The sequence below is a fragment of the Candidatus Zixiibacteriota bacterium genome (assembly GCA_020853795.1).
Lineage (GTDB): Bacteria > Zixibacteria > MSB-5A5 > CAIYYT01 > CAIYYT01 > JADJGC01.
In genome coordinates this window covers 21025-36025 of the sequence record JADYYF010000075.1, presented here as the reverse complement: position 1 = coordinate 36025, position 15001 = coordinate 21025, and the positions used below count along the sequence as shown (strand labels likewise).

Below are 15001 nucleotides of genomic sequence, written 5' to 3'. Positions count from 1 at the left end.
GCCGCGGGCGAGGGCGGAAAGCATCAGGCCATTCCACTCGGTCAGAACCTTATCATCCTTGAATGGGCGGTTGCGACGGTCGCGGTGTTCGAGCAGGCGGCCGCGCAGTTTGCGCAGGTGATCGGTCAGCGACTCGACCGAGTAATTGTAGCGCGGGGCGAATTCGTACGGATCGCTGCGGATGTTCAGTACCGAGCGCTGATGTTCGAAGTTGCCGCGACGATCGACGCCGTAGTAATCGCAGAAGAGATGGCCGTCGGTCGCACCCAAGGCCTCCATGATTTCCGATTCAGTCCAGACGTAGAACTTGCCCTCTTCCCCATCGCTGTCGGCATCCTCGGCAGAGTGGAAACCGCCGGCGGGATCGGCCAGGTCGCGCAGTCCGTAGTCGAGAATCTCGGTGACGATGGTCCGGAAGCGATCGTCATGCGTGACCTGCCAGGCATCGGCGTAGGCGACGGCAAGCAGGGCGTTGTCATAGAGCATCTTTTCGAAGTGCGGCACCAGCCACATGTTGTCAACCGAGTAGCGATGGAAGCCACCACCGAGGTGGTCGTAGATACCGCCGCTCGCCATCTTGTTGAGTGTCAGTCTGACGGCGTGGAGGATGCGCGGTTCGCTGTCACGACGATTGCGACGCAGCATGAGCGAGAGCGCGAAGCTGGGCGGGAACTTGGGGGCATTGCCGAAGCCGCCCTCGACGGGATCAAAGCGCTCGAGCAGCTGATGAACGGCCGTGGCGACAGTCGTAGCGTTCAGTTTGGCGCCGCCCGCGGGCAAGGCGCTCGCCGCCTTAAGATGTGCGACGACTTCCTCACTGCCGGCGATGATCTTGTCGCGCTCGGTGCGCCAGGCGTCGGCGACGGCGTGTAGAATTGCAGGAAAGCCGCGGCGACCGTGGGCGTCCTCGGGCGGAAAATAAGTACCGCCGAAAAAAGGGCGGCCGTCGGGAGTGAGCCAGACCGACATCGGCCAGCCACCGGAGCCGGTGGTCATCTGCACGAAGGTCATGTAGAGATCGTCGAGGTCGGGACGCACTTCGCGATCGACCTTGATATTGACGAAGAGCCGATTCATGAGAGCCGCGATGATTTCATTATCGAAGCACTCGCGCTCCATCACGTGGCACCAATGGCAGGCGGAGTAGCCGATCGAGAGAAAGATCGGTCTGTCCTCGGTGCGGGCTTTGGCGAAGGCCTCCTCGCCCCAAGGGTACCAGTCGACGGGGTTGTGCGCGTGCTGGAGCAGGTAGGGTGAGGTTTCGTGAATCAGGCGGTTGGTGTGTTCCGGCATAGTCTCCAATTGATACGTCCGGCCGTGGATACGAATGGGAGGAATGTATGAGGCGGCGAAGAGTGTCAGACAGGAATGTCTAACCTACCGAGAAGAAGTTGAATTGCTATGATCGCAGGGCGGTGGCGCGAGTCTCGGCGGGAGCGGGTGCAGCGAGGTCTTCGTCACGGGCAAGCTGGTAGCGGCGGAGATAGAGGATGAACTTGGCACCGGCGCCGGGCGCCGATTCGATTTCGATGTGGCCTTTCATGTTGTCGACGCAGCGTTTAACGATCGCCAAGCCAAGACCGGTGCCGCCCTTCTTGCGGGAAAAAAACGGTTCAAAGAGTTTGTCTTTGACGTCGTGGCTGATACCGCAGCCGTTGTCGGTGATGACGAGGCTGAGCCAGTCGCCAGCGGGAAATTCCACCCGCTCGGCGTGGAGGCCGACTTTCACGATGATGCGGCCGTCATCGGGGGCGACGGCATCGACGGCATTGGTCAGGATATTGAGCAAGACCTGGCGGATCTGATCTTCGTCGCCGATGACGTAGTCGGTCGGTTGCGCGGTGACGAATTCGAACTTGACGCCGGCCGGCACGCGCGGGTCATGACGCAGCAGTTCGACGACCTCGCCGGCGACCGAGACAATTTCGATCTTGGCCGAGCGACCGGGACCGGTGCGGGCGTAGCTGAGGAAATCGTTGAGTATTCGCGACAGTCGCTCCGATTCTTTCACGATCAACTGCATCAGGCGGGCGTTGTCGTCCTGCAAGGCGATTTCGTTCTTGAGGACTTCCACCGAGCCGGAGATCGAGGCCAGCGGGTTACGAATTTCGTGGGCGATGCGGGCCGAAAGTTCACCGACGGCGGCGAGGCGGTCCGCCTTGATCAGCGCTTGTTCCATCTCCTTGGCGGCGGTGAGGTCCTGGAAGACGGCGACGACGCCGCGGAGGCCGATGCGTTCATCGCCGAGGATCGAGGCGGAGAGGCCGAGCGGCAGGCGCCGGCCATTCTTGCCGACGATTTCCACCTCGGTGCGCACATTCGGCTTGGCCAGCTTCAGTACCGAAAGCACGCGCTCGCAAAAGTCGGGCATGGAGTGATTGAAGACCTCCAGAAAGCTCTTCCCTTTCACATCGATGCCGCGATAGCCGAGGATATTCTCGGCGGCGCGGTTGAAATAGACGATGCGGCCGGCGGCATCGACGGTGACGAGACCGGAATGGAGATTTTGCAGAATGTCGTCCGTGTCGAGCTGAACGCGCTCAAGTTCTTCCGAAGCGTGCGTCAGTTCGCCTTCCTTGGCGCGAAGTTTTTGCGCGAGGAAGCCGGAGATAAAGGCGACCAGGTAGAAGGTGCAGACGTGGATGAAGATGGCGTAGAAGACGTCGTCATTGCCCTGCACGGTGATGCGGAAGGTGTCGAAGGAGATGGCCTCGCCTTTCTCAAAGAGCCGATTGAGGCTGGAGGTGAAGGCGTAGGTCAGCGACGCCAGCGTGGCGATGGTGATCGTCCCGACGAGCTTGTAGATCAGGCTGGCCGAGACGATGGTGAGCAGGAACAGGATGGAATACTGCACCGTCAACTGGCCGGCGCTCTGGATAATGGCGCCCTCGGCGAGCAGTTCGAAGGCGAAGTGAACGAAAATGATTGTCCGCAGGAAGCCGGGGCGGAAGAAGCGGGCGTCGATCTCGATGACGAGCAGGAACAGCAGCGTGGCCAGCGAGTAAAGCAGGAACGGCCAGAAATTCTGGCGCTGGGTGCTTTCGTTGAGGACGACGGCGCCGAAGAGCAACAGGAAGATCGAGAGGCGCAGCGGGATAAACCAGAAGCTGCGCAACTCTTCCTTGAGCTTTTTCTTACGCTGTTTCATCGTCATGAAGAAGCCACCTCCGCTCAAGCGGAGGTGGCCTCTGTCGAAGGTTGTCTGCCGAACGGACGCTTAGTTGATCTTGCCAATAATGTCGAACATCGGCAAGTACATGGCGATCAGGATGCCGCCGATCACGATACCCATAAAGACGATGATGATCGGTTCGATCATCGAGGTCAGGGCGCTGACAGCCGCATCAACTTCCTCATCGTAGAAGTCGGCGATCTTGGACAGCATTTCGTCGAGACCGCCAGTTTTTTCACCGACGCCAATCATCTGGATCACCATCGGCGGAAACACGCCCGATTCCTTCAGCGGGTTGGTGATGGTATCGCCTTCGGCGATCGACAGCACCGATTTCTTGATCGCCCGCTGGAGTACCTTGTTACCCGCGGTTTTGGCGGTGATTTCGAGGGCGTCGAGAATGGTGACGCCGGACTGGATCAGCGTGCCGAGGGTGCGGGTGAAGCGCGCAACCGCGGATTTGCGGATCAGGTCGCCGAAGACCGGGGTCCTGAGCATAAACTTGTCGAACTGGAAGCGGCCTTCTTCGTTGCGCATCATGATCTTGAAGCCGACGAAGAGCAGTACCAGCGCGCCGAGGATCACCAGGAAATAGTTCTGCAAAAAATGCGAGATGCCGAGCACGAACTGGGTCGGGCCGGGCAGCTCGGCGCCGAGATTGGCGAACATCTTGGCGAAGATCGGCACGATAAAGGTCAACATCGCGATCGTCACGCCGGTCGCGACCAGCGACACAATCGCCGGATAGACCAGAGCGCCCTTGACCTTGCGGGTCAGCGCGTCGGCTTTTTCGCGATAGTTGGCGAGGCGGACGAGAATCGTGTCGAGGGCGCCGCCCATTTCGCCGGCCTCGACCATGTTAACGTAGAGCTCGTCGAAGACCTTTTTATGCTTGCCCATCGCCTCCGAGAGCGTCGAACCGGATGAGACGGCGTCCTTGATGTCGCCGATGATCTTGCAGAATTCCTGGGAATCCATCTGCTTGGAGAGAATATCCAGGCACTGCACCATCGGGAGACCGGCGCCGATCATGGTCGCGAACTGGCGCGTGAAGCGGGAGATGTGCACTTTCTTAATGCCCGAGCCGATCTTGATCTGGATCTGCGACGGCTTCTTGGAAACCTTGTCGACCAGGATCTTGTTGCGGCGCAGAATGCGATCGAGTTCGGCGCGGTCTTTGACTTTCAGTTCGCCTTCGACCTGCGAACCGGTGACCGTCTTGCCTTTGTATTCAAAAACCGGCATAACAACCTCCAGTTATCTTCGTTAACGATGCACTTCCGCGACCGTCTGCACGCGCGAGAGGATTTCGTTGAGTTCCTGCACGTTGGACGAACGGGACATCGCCTCGCCGATCGTGATCTTACGCGCCAGGTAGAGTTCGGCCAGCGACATGTTCATCGTCTTCATGCCGTACTTCTGGCCGGATTGCAGCATGCTATAGATCTGGTGAATCTTATCGTCGCGAATCAGGGCGCGGATGGCGGGCGTGCAGACCATGATTTCGGTGGCCAGGACGCGGCCGCCGCCGATGCGCGGCACCAGCTGCTGCGACACGACACCTTGCAGCACGAAGGAGAGCGTCACGCGAATCTGCTCCTGCTGGTTAACCGGGAAGACGTCGATGACACGGTTGATGGTTTCCGCGCAGGAGTTGGTGTGCAAGGTGGCGAAGGTCAGATGGCCGGTCTCGGAAATGTTGAGCGCCTCGGACACGGTCTCGAGGTCGCGCATTTCGCCGATCAGGACAACGTCGGGGTCCTGCCGCAGCGCGTACTTGAGCGCCGCCGCAAAGGAGCGGGTATCGGCACCGACTTCGCGCTGGTTGACCAGACAACTTTGGTGGCGGTGCAAGTATTCGATCGGATCTTCGACGGTCAGGATATGCGCCTTGCGTTCGCGATTGATCTTGTCGATCAGCGCCGCCAGGGTCGTCGACTTACCGGAACCGGTCGGCCCGGTGATCAGGACAAGGCCTTTGGGAACGTTGGCGAATTCAACGATGGTTTTGTCGATGCCGAGTTCTTCGAAGGTCGGCACCTTGAACGGAATCTGGCGCAGGGCGACGGAGATATTGCCGCGCTGCATATAGACGTTGACGCGGAAGCGGCTCATATTCTCGATGCCGAACGACATATCGAGTTCGTTGTTTTCCTCGAAGCGCTGTTTCTGCTTTTCGGACATCATGCTGTAGGCCAGCTTCTTGGTGGTTTCCGGCGTCAGCACGTCCATGTCGAGTGGAATCAGGCGGCCGTCGACGCGGACCTGGGGCGGCGAGCCGACCGACAGGTGCAGGTCGGAGCCTTTCCGTTCGAGCAGGATCTCGAGCAATTCGCGCAAGTTAATCATGGCAATATCCTCAGTTCTGAATCTCTTTCCGTGTCAGCGGCGCTATGACGTCTCGCCCAGGACCTGTTCGATGGTCGTGACGCCGAGTTTAACTTTTTCGATGCCGGCCATGCGCAGCGTATGCATGCCTTCCTTGATGGCCTGGGCCTGAATGTCCGGGGTCGGCGCATTCTCGAGGATGAGGCGCTCGACTTCGGGAGTGATTTCCATCACTTCGAATAATCCGGTTCGTCCGGCGAGACCGGTGTTGTTGCATTCGGAGCAGCCTTTGCCCTCGTAGACCTTGAAGCCCTTGATTTCGGCCTCGGGCACACCCAGGCGCAAGAGGACTTCCGATTCAGTCTTGACCTCTTCGCGACAGCGCTTACAGATCTTGCGCACCATACGCTGGGCCATGATCAACTTGGCGGCAGAAGCGACGAGGTAATTGGGAATGCCCATGTCGATCAGACGGTTGATCGACGAGGGCGCATCGTTCGTGTGCAGGGTGCTGAAAACCAGGTGCCCGGTGAGCGAAGCGCGGATGGCGATTTCGGCGGTTTCGCCGTCGCGGATTTCGCCGACCATGACGATATCCGGGTCCTGGCGCAGGAACGACCGGAGCGCGGCGGCGAAGGTCAGGCCGATATCGGGCTTGACCGCGACCTGGTTGATGCCTTCGAAGTTGAATTCGACCGGGTCTTCGGCGGTCATGATGTTGACGTCGACGGTGTTGATTGCCTTGAGCGCCGAGTACAGGGTCGTCGTCTTACCGGAACCGGTCGGGCCGGTGACGAGGATAATGCCGTACGGCAGGTGAATCGCCTTGTCGAATTTCTTGAGCGAGAGTTCCGGGAAGCCGAGATGGGTGAGATCGTGCATCAGGGCTTTCGGGTCGAGAATACGCATCACGACTTTTTCGCCGAAGATGGTCGGCAGGACCGATACGCGGAGGTCAATCGCGCGGTCGCTGATTTTGATTTTGATGCGTCCGTCCTGGGGTAAACGGCGCTCGGAAATATCGAGATCGGCCATGATCTTGACGCGGCTGACGATGGCCGCGCGGTACTTGAAGGGGAGCGGCGCCATTTCGATCAAATCGCCGTCGATGCGGTAGCGCAGGCGCAGCCGCTTCTCATAGGTTTCGATGTGAATATCCGAGGCGCCCTTGCGGACGGCTTCGGCGATAATCGAGTCGACGAGCTTGACCAGCGGTTTGTCCTGCACCGCCGATTGCAGCTCCATGACGTTGATATCATCGTCGCCCGCGGTAATGACCTCGATTTCGGAATCTTCGAGGCCCTTGAGAATTTCGGTGTACTGCGAGGAATTGGAATAGTAGTGCTCGACCGCCTTCTGGATGGCGGGTTCGGGCGAGATAACCGGTTGCACGGTGCAGCCGGTGATGAATTTGATCGCATCGAGCACATAGATATTGTTGGGATCGCTGATTGCGACGACCAGGGTTTTGCCGAGTTTGCTGACCGCAATGACATTGAACTTGCGGGCAATGTCGTTGGGGATCAGCTTGACGATATCGGGATTGAGCTCGAGATCGGAGAGGCGGATCGCGCCGATGTTGAGCTGTTTGCCGATGAAGTTGGTGATATCTTCTTCATCCGGCACAGCGCCGATCTGCACGAGGACCTGTTCGATGCGGCCCTTGCCCTGCTCCACCAGGGCGAGGGCCTTGGTGAGCTGGTCGCCGGTGATCTTGCCGGCGTCGACGAGCATTGTCCCTAATTCTTTAGAGCTCGGCATAGTCCTTCCTGGTGCTGCCGCTGCGATTCCGGCCGCAGCTATTCGCGGAAGATATCCTCCAGTTTATTTTCCGCCGAGGCGGTGAATTCTTCGGACAGGCCCTGGTCGGTGCTGTTGACCTTGCGCAGGACGGTTTCGAAGATTTTCTGCAATTCTTCGGCCGCTTCCTTGGCGTAGAGCCGAACCATGCCGATGGTGGTGCGATCGTCGAAGATGACCGCCAAAATCGAGCGGTCGCCGACGATGCCCATGTGAATATGGTCTTTGCGTCCCTGGTGGAAGAGGACGGAGAATTCCGGTTCACCCACCAGCTTGGCGATTTCGGCGGTGGAGGCAAAGCTGCCCGCCATGAGCGCCGAGAGCGCGGTGGTGTCGAGGGATTGGGTGAAGCCGTGTCGGGCGATAAGATGACCATCCTTATCGACCAGAAGGGCGCACTTAGCTTCCGAACCTTTCAGAAGCCGGGTCATCACCGCATCGATTTTCTCGGTGTCGTCCCAGTAGACAATGAGTTTGTCGCCAGCCACTTTCAGACCTCCTGACTAATCCTTATCCCGGCTGAACCAGCGGAATAAGAAGAATACTTTCTTTTTCTTTTTCACGCGGGTGCTGCGCTGCATGCCGACGACCTTGGGCACCTCGAAGGTTTCGGCGTAGTCGGTCGCAGGCGCTTCCGCGGCAGCTCTGGCAGCCGCGGGTTTATCCATTTTCAAGGCGTTGAAATCGTCATTGCCGATGGGCTGCAGATGCGATTCGATTTCCGCGATGGTCGGCTTGTGCGGCTTGGGCGCAACTGCCGCAGCGGCGGTCGCCGCCGGGCGCGCCAGGGCCCACTCTTCCTCTTCGGGCGGTGCCTGCACCTCAACGCGGCGCGGCACCGTTTCGGTCGCGGGGGGCGCGACGGCCGTTGCGGCGACGCGTTCGTAGGCCGGTTCCGGCTCCGGGGCGGCCGGTGATGGCGGGCCGGACGACTGCGGGCCGGCCGGATAGGCGGTCGCAGGTTCGGCATCCTCGGCGCCGGCGGTGGACGAGTCATCGCCCTTCTTGGCTTTATTGAGCACCAGCTTGGTAATCAGTTTCAGCGTATCGAAGACGCCGACACCCTTAACGGCGGAGGCCTCGAAGAACGGCAGGTTATTCCAGTTGAGATCGGCCTGCAGTTCGGCGACCGACATCACCTCCGGCAAATCGCGCTTGTTGTACTGGAGCACGATCGGCAAGGTGTTGAGGTCGTAGCCGTATTCGACGAGGTTCTCCTTGAGGTTATTCAGCGATTCGATGTTCTCGTCTTTCTTGGAGCGCTGGGAATCGGCGACGAAGACGACGCCGTCGACGCCGCGGAGCACGAGCTTGCGGGTCGCGTTATAGAAGACTTGTCCCGGCACGGTATAGAGCTGGAACTTGGTGGCGAAGCCGTTAATGGCGCCGATGTTGATCGGGAGAAAGTCGAAATAGAGCGTGCGATCGGCATCCGTGGCCAGACTGATGAGATCGCCGCGGGTTTTCTTCGGCACCTTGGCGTGGACATATTGCAGGTTGGTCGTCTTGCCCGACAAGCCGGGGCCGTAGTAGACAATCTTGCAGCTGACTTCCCGGCTCGCGTAGTTGATTGATACCATTAGAGTCTCCTAGAGTCTCCCTGCCGTGGCCTTACAGACTGATCTGCGTGATCGCATTCTTGATTTCGAGACGAACGAGACCGATGTTGACGCGCGGTTCGGCGGTCACTACGAGATAGCCGACCGGGGTGGCCGCGATGAACATTTTGGCCTCATCCGCTTCGATGGTCAGTTGTTTCAGCGGCGTCTGCTGGAGCCGTTCGAGGCTCTTGGCCACGGTGGAACTGATCGACCCGGCCAGGGCGCCGATGGTTTCGTTGTCGAATTTGCTGTTGAGATCGGCGGCGATGACGATGCCGTCGTGCCCGACGAGCATGCTGCCGGTGATCCCGGAGGTCTTATTCAGTTCAGACAGTACTTCCCGCATAACTTCTCCCTGCTTCGCTCATATAGAGATTTCTGTAACGATCCTGAAGATGGCGCAGCACCATATCGACCGCCTGGTGCACGCGGATTTTTTCGAGTTCGTCCGAGGCGGCGTCAGCGATGGAGAGGAGCCACATATCGGCGACGCGTTGGAGATAGAAGCGCTCCTGGCCGGTTTTGAACTCGAGGGTTTGGGGATGGACGGTGCCGCCCTGGGCGCAGGTGCGGTTGACATCGTCGACGATTTTGCGCGCGAGCGCGCTCCACATTTCCTGGTCATAGCGGCCGCGGCTCCAGCCGGCAACCGGCAGGCCCTCCCCGTCGATCAGCATGGCGCAGAGGACGCCGGAATATTCGCCGACGTGCTGGACGGCGTGCTGGAACGTGCGTTCGAGGAATTCCGCCGTCGGTCGCGGTTGCGGTACGGCGGTGACGGAATAGTCGCGCGGCACCGGGGCGGACGGCGTCGTCATCGTCGTGGCGCGCGCGGCGCCGTCGATGATGATGCGTTCGCTGGTGTGCTTGCGGACGCGGCGTTTTTTAGCCATGATGGACCTCACGGTCGAGTTGAAGACAAACGGAGCGGTGAGTGTAAACAGGTAGACGGCCGGCGGAAATTCGAGATACGCATCGCTCCAAGCGGCGGCCGGCGCCACGCGCTCCATGCCCATCAAGAAGAGGCAGAAGACGCCGGACATGGCGATGCGGCCGGCCCAGATTAAGACGGCGGCGGCAGCGCCACGGGTGAGCGAGGTATCGCGGTTGAAGATCATGCTGACCGCCAGAAAGAACAGCAGCTCGCCGGCGACGTAAGACCAACCGGTCAACCCAATCCCGAAGCCGAGGGTATTGGGATAGACCAGCATCGGCAGTGCCGCGAGAATCAGCAGGAACAGAACCAAGTGCCGAACATCCCTGATCGTCAAAGCCATAGCATCCTCTCAACTCTATTCAATCCGGAGGCGGTCGATGATCTCATCCAGCTTGAGACGCATCGAGCCCAGGTTGACATCCTTATCACACATCAGGACGAGATCGTACCGGCTGAGGCGCACGATCACGATGGTGGCGTCCTGAGTTTCCACGACGATTTGTTGAGCTTCGCCCAGCACCTGCCGGGCGCCGTCGGTCTGCGTATTGCGGCACATTTCGATGCCGAAGGCGGCGATTTCCCCGGGGGACTGCGCCGGCGCGCCGCGGTGATCGACGGCAGTGCCGTCGTGATTGGCGCAGACGACGCTGGTGACATTGGGGAAGTCGCTGACACAATCCATCATCTGGCTTAAGGTCAGCGGCGGTTCCTGCACTTTGGTCGGCGGCGACGGCGGCAGCGAGGAGGTCGGGGCGGCAAAGCCGACGGCGGGCGCCTGCTCGTTGCGGCGGCGGCGCGCTTCCTTCTTGGCTTTTTCCAGGCGCTGCTGCAGGTCCTGAATCAGGAGCGGGTTCGTGCCGGTGGCACGGAGTTTCTTGATCTCCAATTCCGCTTCGCCGAAGTTGCTTTTGGCGATCTGGATTTCGACGCGGAGTTGCGAGGTAGCGCGGGTTTCGCCGTCGAGGGCGACGGCTTCGGCCAGTTCCTGTTCGGCCCAATCGAACATTTTGCGCTCGAAGCTGATGCGAGCCATCACCAGGTGGCCGGGCCCATAAGTCGGATGGACGCGCAGGCCTTGCCGACAGACGCGGAACGCCTGGTCGAGATCGCCGTTAGCCCGGTAAGCGTCGGCGAGCGCAGCGAACACCTGGGAGTTCGAATTCTCCTTGAGAATCCGCTCGCACTTTTCGATCCGCTCTGCCAGACTTGCTGATTCCATCATAGAGACCTTCACGGATTGGGGTTAGGTCAAACTCTTCTTGATGCGGGCGACGCCCATCACGATCATAAACAGGGCCAGCACCTGCAGCGCACTGACGGCGCCCTGGGGCAGCGACAAGAAGTCGAGTTCGAGCGAGATGCTGAGGGCCTGGCCGATCGAGAAGATCAGGAACGAGACCGACAGCAACTGCCAGCCGGGCGACAATTCCCCGCCTTTCAGCAGGGCGAAAATCTTCATGCACATCGAGAAGCAGAGCAACCCGGCGATCAGCAGCAGAATATCCACCGCCACGGCAACCGCCGAGGACTCGCCGGGAGCGGTCTGCGCCGCCGCGCCGGTGAAGGGCAAGATCACGAGGGCGAGCAGGCTCAGCCCGGCCGTGTGGTTCAGGCGCATCACAGGACCTCCTTGGTCACTTTCACTTCCTTCAGGATCCGGTACAGTTCGTTGCCGACGTCGTACTTCTTGTCGATTTCGCGGCGCTCGGCCAGCGGCAGGGCGATTTCCTTCTTGATATCGGCCGCGACCTGCTTGCGGATTTCGATGCCGAGGTAGTTGTAGACGTAGGCGAGCTGTTCTTCGAGAATCTGGTTCAAGCCGCTGATCAGTTTCAGCGTGCGGGTTTCCTTCGGTGTCTTGGCCAGCGCGCGTTTGAGGGCTTCGAAATTCGTCGGGAAATCGGCGTGACTGACACCGTTGAAGTACTGCCAGATGCCCTTGCGGAAATTGGCGAGGGTCACCTGCACCTTCTCGTTCTCGGTGCCGAGTTTCTTTTCGAGCGTACGCTGGACGGTGCTGAACGCGGCGGCGTAGACGCGCAACAACAGCCAGAAGAGCGAGTCCTCTTCGCGCGGGTCGGCCACTTCCGCTTCCTTGGCGCCGGCGACTTCCACCAGCTTGCCGAGCAGGAGCTTATAGACGGCGCGCGAGGTGGCGAAATCGCCGAGCGGCGACTGCGAGAGGATGTCCTGCACGGTACGGGTGCCGTCGATCAAAGTCAGGACGCGGAATTCGTCGAGCGAGATGGTGACTTCGTCGGACTTGATCTGCGGCGTACCGGCGACACGTAGAATCTGGTGGTCGGATGGCATCACCTTCTGGATTTCGACCCACTCGTCGATGCGGCGCGTGCCTTCCATGATGATGTTCATGGTGTTCAGTTCAACGAGACCTTCGCGCGAGGCGGGCAGCTGGCCTTCCTTAAAAATGAACTCGCCCTCTTTCCAACTGAAAAGGTTGTAGATGATCTCTTCCACCTGCTGTTTGAGAAGGAGGCCGAGTTCTTCGCGGTTCAGCAGCTTCATCTCAACCAGGACTTGGCCGATCTTCTTGCCCGACGTCTTGTGCATATAGACGGCGCGCTGGAGGTCAGTCTTGGTGATGCGGCCGCTCTTGAGCACGATTTGGCCGAGGTAGTCCTCTTCCGCATCCTGCGAGCTGGCGCTGATGATGTTGCCTTCCTTGAAGACAATCTCTTTGCGGATATTGCCGCGAATGATGGTTACGGTGCCGGTTTTCTTGCCCGCAGAGAACAACTGGAGCAAATCGGGAAACGCCACCGTTTGGAGATTGCCGGTAAAACTCATGATCTCAGCTTGTTAGACTGTTCAAAAATTAACTCGCTGCGGACACAATTCGCCGCAGGGTTTACTTCATATTCATTATCGGGAGGTGGGTCGGGATTCTTAAGGGTGAATTGCCAATCCGGAATGTGATGTTGAAGCGGTGTAAGTGTTTTGTCGGGCTAAGTATTGGCCATCGGCAATACCCGGACGGTACCGTGAGCGACAATCAATTGAAGGGCGCCGGATTCAAAGGTACTCCAGACACGACAATGCGGGTGGGCGAGACGGAACGACGTGAGCGCAGCCTCACCGCCGTAACGGCTGAAATAGTTGAGGATTACGACGATGGCTGGCTGCAGGCGACGGACGAAATCGCCGGTGGCCGGATTGTTCAGAAGCCGCCAGTCCAAGCCGAGAACATCGACCCGTTCAACGAACTTGTGCAATTGTTGCACAGGAAGATTGGCGGTAATGAGCAAAAAGCGGAGTGAGTCGAATTCGAGGCGGATGATGGGGTCACGCGGCTCAATGATCGGGATCGGCGAGCGCCGATACAAGCCGCACAGAACGGAAGCAAGGGCGTCCCTGGCGTGCGACTCGGTGCTCGTGACGTACGCGTGCTGCACCTGCGTGATGCCGCGATAGCGCAGGAACGGCAGGACGATCGCCTCACCGGCGTCGAATCCGCGTTCGACCGTGCCGGCGTTGATCAAGGTTGGAGCGTGGCCGGGAGTCTCGACGACGAGCGTCGGCAGTTTGGCGGCATCGAGGAAAGTTACCCGCGACTGGGCGGCTTCTCCACCGATCGCGGCGCTCCAGAGGCCGAGGTTGAGGGCAATCAGAAGCAGCCAGACGAAGGCAACGGCGGACTTACTTTTCTTGAGAAGCGCCAGCAGCAGAAGAAGAGTCAAGTAGTATGCAAAGATCATCGACAGAGACGGCGCGCCGAGACGCAGCGGCGGGATCGGCAGGCTGTCGAAAACTGTCAGCGCCGAGCCGAGGAAGTCCATGGCATGATTGAGGGCGGCACCGACAACGGTTGCAACGAATGTAATCGGCGAGAGAAAAATAAGGATGATACCAAGCATGGTGATGATGCCGACAAGCGGGACGATCACGAGATTGGCCAGAAAGCTTACCAGCGGCACAGTATGGAAGTTATGGAGCAGGATCGGCACCACACCGAGCTGGGCAATGATGCTGCCGAGAAGGAGAATAAGCAGGTAGCGGGCGAGTTTGACGGGCCACGACTTCCCTTGCGGCAGCCACGGTTCGCAGGCCGGCATGAAGAGAATCAGAGCGATCGCGGCGGCAAAAGACAATTGCGTGCCGAGATCAAACAGGTACAGCGGGCGAAAGGCGAGGATAATCAGGCCGGCAACACTGACCGAGTTGAGCCAATTATTGTCGCGGTGCGCCATCATGCCGACCAAGGCGACGATCGCCATCACGGAAGCGCGGACGACGGAGGGTTGATTGAAGGCGAGAAAGGAGAAAATGACCACGCCGACGAGCGCGGGCAAGTAGCGATAGGGTCGGCGCAAGCGCAACGGTCGCAGGATCAGGAAGATCGTGGCGAGAACATAGCCGACATTCGAACCGGAAGCGGCCAGCACGTGCAGGGTGCCGGTGTCCTGGAAGCGGTTGTGGACGGACTCGGGAATGAAACGAACGTCACCGATCAAGAAACCGCGCAAGAGCGCAGCGTGCTCGACACTCAGGTAGCGTTCATAAGTGCGAATGATGTAGTCGCGCACCGGCACGACAATCGAGCGGATAAAGGGCTCGCCGGCACCGGAAGCAAGCAGCTCGACGCGATCGTCGGCGGCGAGATAGCAGACAGCATGAATACCGCGGCTGCCCAAATAGTGGCGGTAATCAAAGGCGCCGGGATTGCGGGCGGCGCTGGGAGTTCCGATGAAACCGCCAAAAGCCACGCGATCCTTATAATTGAACGCGGTGGTCGGTTCGTTGATACGCACGCGCAGACGACCGGAGACCGGGATCGTTCGATCGCGATAGCTGAGGGACTCAGCGGCAACCACGAGGTAGGTGCGGGTCGGGCGAATGTCGGGTTCGTCGGCGACGACGCCGATGATATGGGCTTTGCCGCCCAGCTCGGTGAAGTGCGAGATGTGATTGGAGGGAAAGTCGCTCAGTTGCTGCCGCGTCAGGAAGCCGCCGCAGGCGACCAGCGCGACGGCCAGAGTAATGCGGCTAAGGATCAAGCGTTCGACAAGTGTGTAAACCAAAGCCGCGCCGGTGGACAGCAGCGCCACCCCGAGATAGGCCAGTGACGGGATTTCGACGGCGGCGGCCAGCAGGATGCCGACCACAAAGAGCAGCAGAGCATGGAGCGCGGGCGCGCGCATGTTG

Annotated in this window: 13 protein-coding genes; all 13 read right to left on the bottom strand. The window is 59.6% G+C overall.

Annotation, left to right across the window (positions count from 1 at the left end):
* Positions 1 to 1293 (bottom strand): thioredoxin domain-containing protein (locus IT585_05895; protein ID MCC6962766.1); only part of this gene is annotated, 1293 nt, incomplete at its 3' end.
* A 106-nt stretch (positions 1294 to 1399) separates the two neighbouring features.
* The gene (locus IT585_05890) at positions 1400 to 3154 is read right to left on the bottom strand and encodes a PAS domain S-box protein (protein MCC6962765.1); all 1755 of its coding nucleotides are present in this window, start codon (positions 3152 to 3154) and stop codon (positions 1400 to 1402) included.
* Between the two features lie 63 nt (positions 3155 to 3217).
* A complete protein-coding gene (locus IT585_05885; GenBank protein MCC6962764.1) occupies positions 3218 to 4417 on the bottom strand; it encodes a type II secretion system F family protein in 1200 nt (399 codons plus the stop codon).
* Between the two features lie 21 nt (positions 4418 to 4438).
* Positions 4439 to 5521 (bottom strand): type IV pilus twitching motility protein PilT, encoded by a 1083-nt coding sequence (locus tag IT585_05880; protein MCC6962763.1) that lies wholly within the window; start codon positions 5519 to 5521, stop codon positions 4439 to 4441.
* A 42-nt stretch (positions 5522 to 5563) separates the two neighbouring features.
* Positions 5564 to 7261: a type IV-A pilus assembly ATPase PilB gene (gene pilB / locus IT585_05875; GenBank protein MCC6962762.1), complete on the bottom strand. Its 1698-nt coding sequence runs from the start codon at positions 7259 to 7261 to the stop codon at positions 5564 to 5566.
* A 38-nt stretch (positions 7262 to 7299) separates the two neighbouring features.
* On the bottom strand, positions 7300 to 7788 hold the full coding sequence (locus IT585_05870; protein ID MCC6962761.1) for a roadblock/LC7 domain-containing protein: 489 nt from the start codon (positions 7786 to 7788) through the stop codon (positions 7300 to 7302).
* A gap of 15 nt (positions 7789 to 7803) precedes the next feature.
* Positions 7804 to 8880, bottom strand: coding sequence for a GTPase domain-containing protein (locus IT585_05865; protein ID MCC6962760.1), 1077 nt, complete (start codon positions 8878 to 8880; stop codon positions 7804 to 7806).
* Between the two features lie 31 nt (positions 8881 to 8911).
* Positions 8912 to 9247, bottom strand: a complete 336-nt coding sequence (locus IT585_05860) for a roadblock/LC7 domain-containing protein (GenBank protein MCC6962759.1) — start codon at positions 9245 to 9247, stop codon at positions 8912 to 8914.
* The gene (locus IT585_05855) at positions 9228 to 10178 is read right to left on the bottom strand and encodes a hypothetical protein (protein MCC6962758.1); all 951 of its coding nucleotides are present in this window, start codon (positions 10176 to 10178) and stop codon (positions 9228 to 9230) included. The genes IT585_05860 and IT585_05855 overlap by 20 nt, the downstream gene beginning before the upstream one ends.
* A 15-nt stretch (positions 10179 to 10193) precedes the next feature.
* On the bottom strand, positions 10194 to 11060 hold the full coding sequence (locus IT585_05850) for a tetratricopeptide repeat protein (protein MCC6962757.1): 867 nt from the start codon (positions 11058 to 11060) through the stop codon (positions 10194 to 10196).
* A 21-nt stretch (positions 11061 to 11081) separates the two neighbouring features.
* A complete protein-coding gene (locus IT585_05845) occupies positions 11082 to 11456 on the bottom strand; it encodes a hypothetical protein (protein ID MCC6962756.1) in 375 nt (124 codons plus the stop codon).
* Positions 11456 to 12646, bottom strand: coding sequence for a DUF4388 domain-containing protein (locus tag IT585_05840; protein ID MCC6962755.1), 1191 nt, complete (start codon positions 12644 to 12646; stop codon positions 11456 to 11458). The genes IT585_05845 and IT585_05840 overlap by 1 nt, the downstream gene beginning before the upstream one ends.
* Positions 12647 to 12804: 158 nt before the next feature.
* The gene (locus IT585_05835) at positions 12805 to 14997 is read right to left on the bottom strand and encodes a ComEC/Rec2 family competence protein (protein MCC6962754.1); all 2193 of its coding nucleotides are present in this window, start codon (positions 14995 to 14997) and stop codon (positions 12805 to 12807) included.
* Between the last annotated feature and the right edge of the window lie 4 nt (positions 14998 to 15001).

Excerpts from the sequence above, each read along its gene's own strand:
- IT585_05890 (MCC6962765.1), bottom strand. The coding sequence starts at position 3,154 with ATGACGATGAAACAGCGTAAGAAAAAGCTCAAGGAAGAGTTGCGCAGC.
- IT585_05885 (MCC6962764.1), bottom strand. The coding sequence starts at position 4,417 with ATGCCGGTTTTTGAATACAAAGGCAAGACGGTCACCGGTTCGCAGGTC.
- IT585_05880 (MCC6962763.1), bottom strand. The coding sequence starts at position 5,521 with ATGATTAACTTGCGCGAATTGCTCGAGATCCTGCTCGAACGGAAAGGC.
- pilB (MCC6962762.1), bottom strand. The coding sequence starts at position 7,261 with ATGCCGAGCTCTAAAGAATTAGGGACAATGCTCGTCGACGCCGGCAAG.
- IT585_05865 (MCC6962760.1), bottom strand. The coding sequence starts at position 8,880 with ATGGTATCAATCAACTACGCGAGCCGGGAAGTCAGCTGCAAGATTGTC.
- IT585_05860 (MCC6962759.1), bottom strand. The coding sequence starts at position 9,247 with ATGCGGGAAGTACTGTCTGAACTGAATAAGACCTCCGGGATCACCGGC.
- IT585_05855 (MCC6962758.1), bottom strand. The coding sequence starts at position 10,178 with ATGGCTTTGACGATCAGGGATGTTCGGCACTTGGTTCTGTTCCTGCTG.
- IT585_05850 (MCC6962757.1), bottom strand. The coding sequence starts at position 11,060 with ATGATGGAATCAGCAAGTCTGGCAGAGCGGATCGAAAAGTGCGAGCGG.
- IT585_05845 (MCC6962756.1), bottom strand. The coding sequence starts at position 11,456 with ATGCGCCTGAACCACACGGCCGGGCTGAGCCTGCTCGCCCTCGTGATC.
- IT585_05840 (MCC6962755.1), bottom strand. The coding sequence starts at position 12,646 with ATGAGTTTTACCGGCAATCTCCAAACGGTGGCGTTTCCCGATTTGCTC.
- IT585_05835 (MCC6962754.1), bottom strand. The coding sequence starts at position 14,997 with ATGCGCGCGCCCGCGCTCCATGCTCTGCTGCTCTTTGTGGTCGGCATC.